This is a genomic window from uncultured Nocardioides sp., from assembly GCF_902805925.1.
In the GTDB taxonomy this organism is placed as follows: domain Bacteria; phylum Actinomycetota; class Actinomycetes; order Propionibacteriales; family Nocardioidaceae; genus Nocardioides.
Genome location: NZ_CADCUP010000140.1, coordinates 1 through 6281, shown reverse-complemented (window position 1 = coordinate 6281; position 6281 = coordinate 1). Strand labels below are relative to the sequence as shown.

The following is a 6281-nucleotide window of genomic DNA, read 5'->3' as shown; positions in this document are numbered from 1 at the left end:
GAGCAGCACGACCGGGCGCTCGCCGCCGCCCGCGACGCGCTGGCCGACGCCGCGCTCCGTGCCGCCGCCGAGCTGCCGGCGCCCGACCTCCACGCCCTCGCGGGTGCCCTGCGCCGGGCGTGCGACGAGGGCGAGCGGGCGGTCACCGAGCTCGACCGGCGCCGGCGGTGCACCGAGCGTCTCCGCAGCCTCCGGGCCGACCTGGCCGCGACCCTCGACGCGTGGACGCCCCTGCGCGAGCGCCTCCAGGTGGCCACCGCCCTGTCCGCGTTCGTCGACGGCAGGTCCGCCGACAACCGCCTGCAGATGCGGCTCTCGGCCTACGTCCTCTCCTACCGCCTCTCCCAGGTCGTGGCCGCGGCCAACGACCGGCTCCGCCGGATGAGCGACCAGCGCTACTCCCTCGAGCACACCGGCCGTCGCGGCGCCGGCGAGACCCGGGGCGGCCTCAGCCTCCTGGTGCGCGACGACTGGTCCGGCGACACCCGTGACCCCGCCACCCTGTCCGGCGGCGAGACGTTCGTCGTCTCCCTGGCCCTCGCCCTGGGCCTGGCCGACGTCATCGCCCACGAGGCCGGGGGCGCCGAGCTCGACACGCTCTTCGTCGACGAGGGGTTCGGCTCGCTCGACGCCGACACCCTCGACGACGTGATGGACACCCTCGACGCGCTGCGCGACGGAGGCAGGGTCGTCGGCGTCGTCAGCCACGTCGCGGAGATGCGCGACCGCATCCCCACCCAGCTCCGGGTCCTCAAGCAGCGCTCGGGGTCGCGCATCGAGGCCGTGCGCGGCTGAGAGCCCTCAGCCCGCGGTGGGCCACCCGGTGAGGTCGAGGCCCCAGTCCTGCTCGAGGCGCGCCAGCTGCGGCCGGTAGAGCACCCGCAGCGACTCCACGAGCCCCTCGGGCGGCGACCACGACGCGTGGCTGCTCGACCTCGAGGGCCGGTCGACGTCGGTGAGCGGCACGGGCGCCAGCCCCAGGCGCGACCAGATCGAGTCGACCGCCGCCTGCGGCGACCGGCGCACGTGCTCGTAGACCAGCACGACCAGGCGCTCACGCCCCACGGCGTTGGCCCACATCGCGAGCTGGTCGGCGTAGAACCCGCTGAACGTCTGGACCGTGATCGGCACCGGGTAGGGCCACGGCGACTGCCTCCGGGTCGCCGCCAGCCGCATCGCCGACAGGAAGCGCTCGACGGGGTCGCGCAGCACCACCAGCACCGGCGCCTCGGGCGCCAGGACGCGCGCCGCGGTGAACGGGGCGGAGGAGTGCCGGAGGTACTGCGGGGTCCACTCGCCGCGTCGCACCCCGTCGTCGGGGAAGAGGTCGAGGTAGGCCGACAGCGGCTCGACGCCGTCGCCGACCTTGTGGAGCAGGTGCTGCTCCTTCCGGCCGTTGGCACCCAGCCCCACCGACGGGTGCTGGCACACGAGCTCGGTCAGCCAGGTGGTCCCCGATCGCTGCGCCCCGATGCCGAGCCAGGCCGGAGAGGTCATGGGCCGGACCCTACCGTTCGGCTATGTTCCCCCCATGAGCCGCACGGACATCGATCCGACCTTCGCCGCGCTCCCCCACCGGGCCCTCGCCGAGGTCGCCCTCGGCCGGGCGCGGGAGCTCGGGGTGAGCCATGCCGACTTCCGCTTCGAGCGGGTCCGGCACCAGTACCTCGCCGTCCGCGACGGCGCGCTGCAGGGCGCCACCGACGCCGAGGACCTCGGCTTCGCCGTCCGGGTCATCCACCGCGGCGCGTGGGGCTTCGCCAGCGGCGTCGTCCTCACCGCAGACGAGGCGCGACGCGTCGCCGAGGCGGCGGTCGCCGTGGCCGAGGTGGCCTCCGCGATGACGTCGACGCCGGTGGAGCTCGCCCCCGAGCCGGTCCACGACGACGTGACGTGGGTGTCGTCGTACGCCGTCGACCCGCTCGAGGTGCCGACGGCCGACAAGGTCGGCGTGCTGGTCGAGTGGACCGACCGGCTCACCCGGCACGCGGCGGTGGAGCACGCCTCGGCCAGCCTCTACCAGGTGCACGAGAACAAGTTCTACGCCGATCTCGACGGCACCCGCACGACCCAGCAGCGCATCCGGATGCAGCCGGCCTTCGAGGCCATGGGCAGCAACCGCGACACCGGGGCGTTCGACTCCATGGCCAGCATCGCGCCGCCGGTCGGGCGCGGCTGGGAGTACGTCAGCGAGAGCGGCTGGGACTGGGACGCCGAGCTCGCGGAGGTGCCCGAGCTGCTCGCCGAGAAGCTCGCGGCGCCCAGCGTCGAGGCCGGCAGCTACGACCTGGTGATCCACCCCTCCAACCTGTGGCTGACGATCCACGAGTCCATCGGGCACGCCACCGAGCTGGACCGGGCGCTGGGCTACGAGGCGAACTACGCGGGCACCTCGTTCGCGACGTACGACAAGCTCGGCAAGCTGGTCTACGGCTCGCCGGTCATGAACGTCACCGGTGACCGCACGGTCGAGCACGGGCTGGCGACCACCGGCTACGACGACGAGGGCGTGGAGACGCAGGCCTGGGACATCGTCCGGGACGGCGTGCTCGTCGGCTACCAGCTCGACCGGTCGATGGGGCACATGAAGCCCGAGCTCAACTCCACCGACGGCCGGGGCCGCTCCAACGGCTGCGCCTACGCCGACTCCCCCGGGCACGTGCCGATCCAGCGGATGGCCAACGTCTCGCTGCTCCCGGCCCCGGACGGCCCGACGACCGAGGACCTCATCGCCGACGTCGAGCGCGGTCTCTACGTCGTCGGCGACAAGTCCTGGTCGATCGACATGCAGCGCTTCAACTTCCAGTTCACCGGGCAGCGGTTCCACCGCATCGAGGACGGCCGGCTCGTCGGCCAGGTGCGCGACGCGGCCTACCAGGCGACCACCACGGACTTCTGGGGCTCGATGGAGGCGGTCGGCGGTCCCGACACCTGGATGCTGCACGGGGCCTTCAACTGCGGCAAGGCCCAGCCCGGGCAGACCGCGGCGGTCAGCCACGGCTGCCCCTCCGCGCTGTTCCGCGGCGTCCGCATCCTCAACACCACCGACGAGGCAGGTCACTGATGAGCAGGCCACTGATGACCAGCACCCCCCAGCAGCTCGTCGAGCACGCGCTGTCGTCGTCCCGCGCCGACCACTGCGTCGCGATCGTCCGCAACCAGACGAGCGCCAACCTGCGGTGGGCCAACAACACCCTCACCACCAACGGCGTCATGCACGCCGTGGCGGTCACCGTCATCTCGTTCGTGGGCGAGCGGGCCGGCTCGGTGAGCGGCTCGGCCAGCGACCCCGAGCAGGTCACCGCGCTGGTCGAGGCGGCCGACGCCGCCGCCCGCGCGTCCTCCCCCGCCGAGGACGCCGCCGAGCTGGTCACCGGTGCCGCCGCACCCGACTGGGACGACGCCCCGGTCACCACCGACATCCACGTGTACGACGCGTTCGCACCCGCCCTGGGCGAGGCGTTCGGGCGTGCCTCCTCCGGCGGGCGGGTGCTCTACGGGTTCGTGAACCACGAGGTCTCCACGACCTACCTCGGCTCCTCGACCGGCGTGCGGCTGCGGCACGTCCAGCCCACCGGCCACTACGCCTGCACGGGCAAGACCGCCGACCTCACCCAGAGCGCCTGGGTCGGCGGGGCCACCCGCGACTTCGCCCACGTCGACGCGCTGGCGATGGAGGCCGAGGTGGCCACCCGGCTCGGCTGGGGCAGCCGCCAGGTCGACCTGCCCGCCGGCCGCTACGACACGATCCTGCCGCCGACGGCCGTGGCCGACCTGATGATCGACGCCTACTGGAACGCCGGTGCGCGGGTGGCGCACGAGGGCCAGTCGGTCTTCAGCCGGCGTGGCGGGGGCACCCGCATCGGCGAGCAGGTGGCCCGGCCCGAGGTGACGCTCTACTCGGACCCCGCCTACCCCGGCCTGGAGTGCTCGCCGTTCAACGTGGCGGGCTCCTCCTCGAACACCGACTCCGTCTTCGACAACGCCCTGCCGCTCGCCCGCACCGACTGGATCTCGGGCGGCGACCTGGGCGCCCTCCTCCAGACCCGGCACAGCGCCGCGATGACCGGTCAGCCGGTGACCCCGGCGATCGACAACCTCGTGCTCGACGTCGAGCGTGCGGACGGCGGCATCGACGACCTCGTCGCGGGCACCGAGCGGGGCCTGCTGCTGACCTGCCTGTGGTACATCCGCGAGGTGGACCCGCAGACGCTGCTCCTCACCGGCCTCACCCGCGACGGCGTCTACCTCGTGGAGGACGGCGAGGTCACCGGCGCGGTCAACAACTTCCGGTTCAACGAGAGCCCGGTGGACCTGCTGTCCCGCTTCAGCCACGCCTCCGCGACCGTGCCGGCCTTCAGCCGCGAGTGGGGGGACGACTACTTCAGCCGGACCGCGATGCCCGCCCTGCGCGTTCCCGACTTCAACATGAGCTCGGTCAGCCAGGCCCGCTGAGGGCGTCGGCTCAGCGGCGCCCGCGCAGCAGCGCCTGCCAGGTCTCGGCCGCGACGACGCCCGTCGCCGCCAGGCCGGCACCGCCCTGGTAGTCGCGGACGGCGGCCGCGGTGGCGTCGGTGAAGACGCCGGTGACCCGCACGCGCCGCGCGGTGGCGGCCGCGAGCGCCCGCTGGAGGCGGCGCACGGACTCCTCGGCGGACCCGACCTTGAGCAGCGGGGTGCCGCCGCGGGAGAGCAGGGCCACCCACGCCTGGCCGGTCGCCCTGCCGGTCACCCGCAGGTCGTGGCGGCGCTGGAAGGTGCGCAGCGAGCGGACGACGTCCCGGTCGAACCGCCCGTCGAGGCGCCCGGAGTAGCGCGCGTGCTTCTTCAGCAGGCACTGGAGCGCCCGCACGCGGGCGCCCCGGTCGCCCCGCCTCTCGGTGCGGTAGACCCCGAAGTCCAGCCGCGTCCCGCGGCAGTGGCGGGCGGCGCGCGGCGCCACCGAGCCCCCTCCCACCTCGAGGAAGTTGCGGTCGATGCCCAGCGTGACGCCGCCGTACGTCGCGGCCTCCTGGGCGGCGTACTGGTGGACCCGGTCGCCGGCCCAGCTCTCGCCGCGCACCCATGCCGGGTCGACCTCGGCGTCGGCGCGCCCGTTGTACCAGGCGTACCAGACCTGGTCCGGCATGGCGTAGGAGCCCGGCGAGAGGTTGTCGGCGTTGTCGAGGGCGTGGATCCCGGCGGAGACGCTGGAGTAGACGCCCGAGCGGTAGCCCAGGTCGTGCAGGGCCAGCGTCCAGCCGGAGAGGAAGCGCAGCGCGGAGCGACGGCAGTCGACGTCGGCCAGGTCGAACCCGCCCTCCAGGTCGTACCAGAGCGTGCTCCCGGCGGCGACGCCGAGTGCCCGGGCGCGAGCCACCGCGGCCGCGGCCTCGCTGCGTCCCCGCGCGTCGGCGGCGGCGTACGACGCGTCGGGCGTGGGGTCGATCCGGTCGGCGTACAGCGGGTGGCACGACGCCTGGGGGCCCACCCAGACGGGCAGCAGGCGCCACCCCTGCGCGGTCTGTCGCTGCACCCACGCCGCGTCGAGGTGCGGCTGGCCGGGGTCGGTCGCGGTGGCGCGGCACGACATCGTGGAGCCGCCGAGGTAGATGCCGACCCCCCAGAACGGCGAGGCGGTCAGCCAGGCGTCCATCTGCTCCTGCGTCGGGGCGCACCGCGCGTCGAAGGCGTAGCCGGTGAGGTCACCCGGTGCCGTGCCACCGGCCGCGGACGCCGCGGGAGCGGCCAGCAGGCCGGCGAGGACCAGCACGGGAGCCAGCGCGCCCGCGACCCAGGCGAGGGCGCGACGCGGCCGGACGGGATGCATGAGGACCTCTCGTGGGAGTCGGTCCACGGACCCTAGTCCATCGCAACCGGCCGAACGCGATTGCAGCGCCCGCCCCGGTCAGCCCTGCCGGTCGAGGCGGTGGGCCTCCGGCTCCCTCTCCCCGGGCAGCACGTCCACCCCGACGCGGTCCTTCTGGCGCGGCACGACGACCTCCTGGGCCTCCTCGTCGTCGACCGGCAGGTAGAACCGGATCATGGCGCCCCGCCCCACCGGAGCGCACCCTGCTCGCTGGGTGCCATGTGCCTCTCCTCCCCCGGTCCGTGGCGGGACCGTCGGGTCCGAGGACCCTGTCCCGCAGGCTAGGACCGCTCCCGGAGCAGGGACAACGGCGACGCGCAGAGGTCTAGACAGGCGGGCCACCGGGGGCCGTGGTCACCCGGCCCAGCTCCCCGCCGGGCCACTCGGGGACGTCACTCGGCGAAGGCCTCCGGCGGTGGGCACGCGCACCCCC

At 74.3% G+C, this 6281-nt stretch carries 6 protein-coding genes; 3 read left to right on the top strand and 3 right to left on the bottom strand.

Annotated elements, in window-relative coordinates; genetic code table 11:
* Positions 1-795: SMC family ATPase (locus tag QZX64_RS10115; RefSeq protein WP_295659116.1), on the top strand; the 795-nt coding region annotated here is incomplete at its 5' end.
* A gap of 6 nt (positions 796-801) precedes the next feature.
* Here QZX64_RS10115 and QZX64_RS10110 read toward each other — a convergent pair.
* Positions 802-1497 carry a sulfotransferase gene (locus QZX64_RS10110; RefSeq protein ID WP_295659114.1) on the bottom strand — a complete coding sequence of 232 codons (696 nt, stop codon included), beginning with the start codon at positions 1495-1497 and terminating at the stop codon, positions 802-804.
* Between the two features lie 34 nt (positions 1498-1531).
* Between QZX64_RS10110 and QZX64_RS10105 the strand changes: the two genes are divergently transcribed.
* On the top strand, positions 1532-3064 hold the full coding sequence (locus tag QZX64_RS10105; protein WP_295659111.1) for a TldD/PmbA family protein: 1533 nt from the start codon (positions 1532-1534) through the stop codon (positions 3062-3064).
* A 14-nt stretch (positions 3065-3078) separates the two neighbouring features.
* Entirely contained in the window at positions 3079-4455 is a 1377-nt protein-coding gene (locus tag QZX64_RS10100; protein ID WP_295659108.1) for a metallopeptidase TldD-related protein, read from the top strand.
* Positions 4456-4465: 10 nt separating this feature from the next.
* Here QZX64_RS10100 and QZX64_RS10095 read toward each other — a convergent pair whose 3' ends face one another.
* The gene (locus QZX64_RS10095; RefSeq protein WP_295659106.1) at positions 4466-5809 is read right to left on the bottom strand and encodes a glycoside hydrolase domain-containing protein; all 1344 of its coding nucleotides are present in this window, start codon (positions 5807-5809) and stop codon (positions 4466-4468) included.
* Between the two features lie 78 nt (positions 5810-5887).
* Positions 5888-6025 (bottom strand): hypothetical protein, encoded by a 138-nt coding sequence (locus QZX64_RS10090; RefSeq protein WP_295659104.1) that lies wholly within the window; start codon positions 6023-6025, stop codon positions 5888-5890.
* Between the last annotated feature and the right edge of the window lie 256 nt (positions 6026-6281).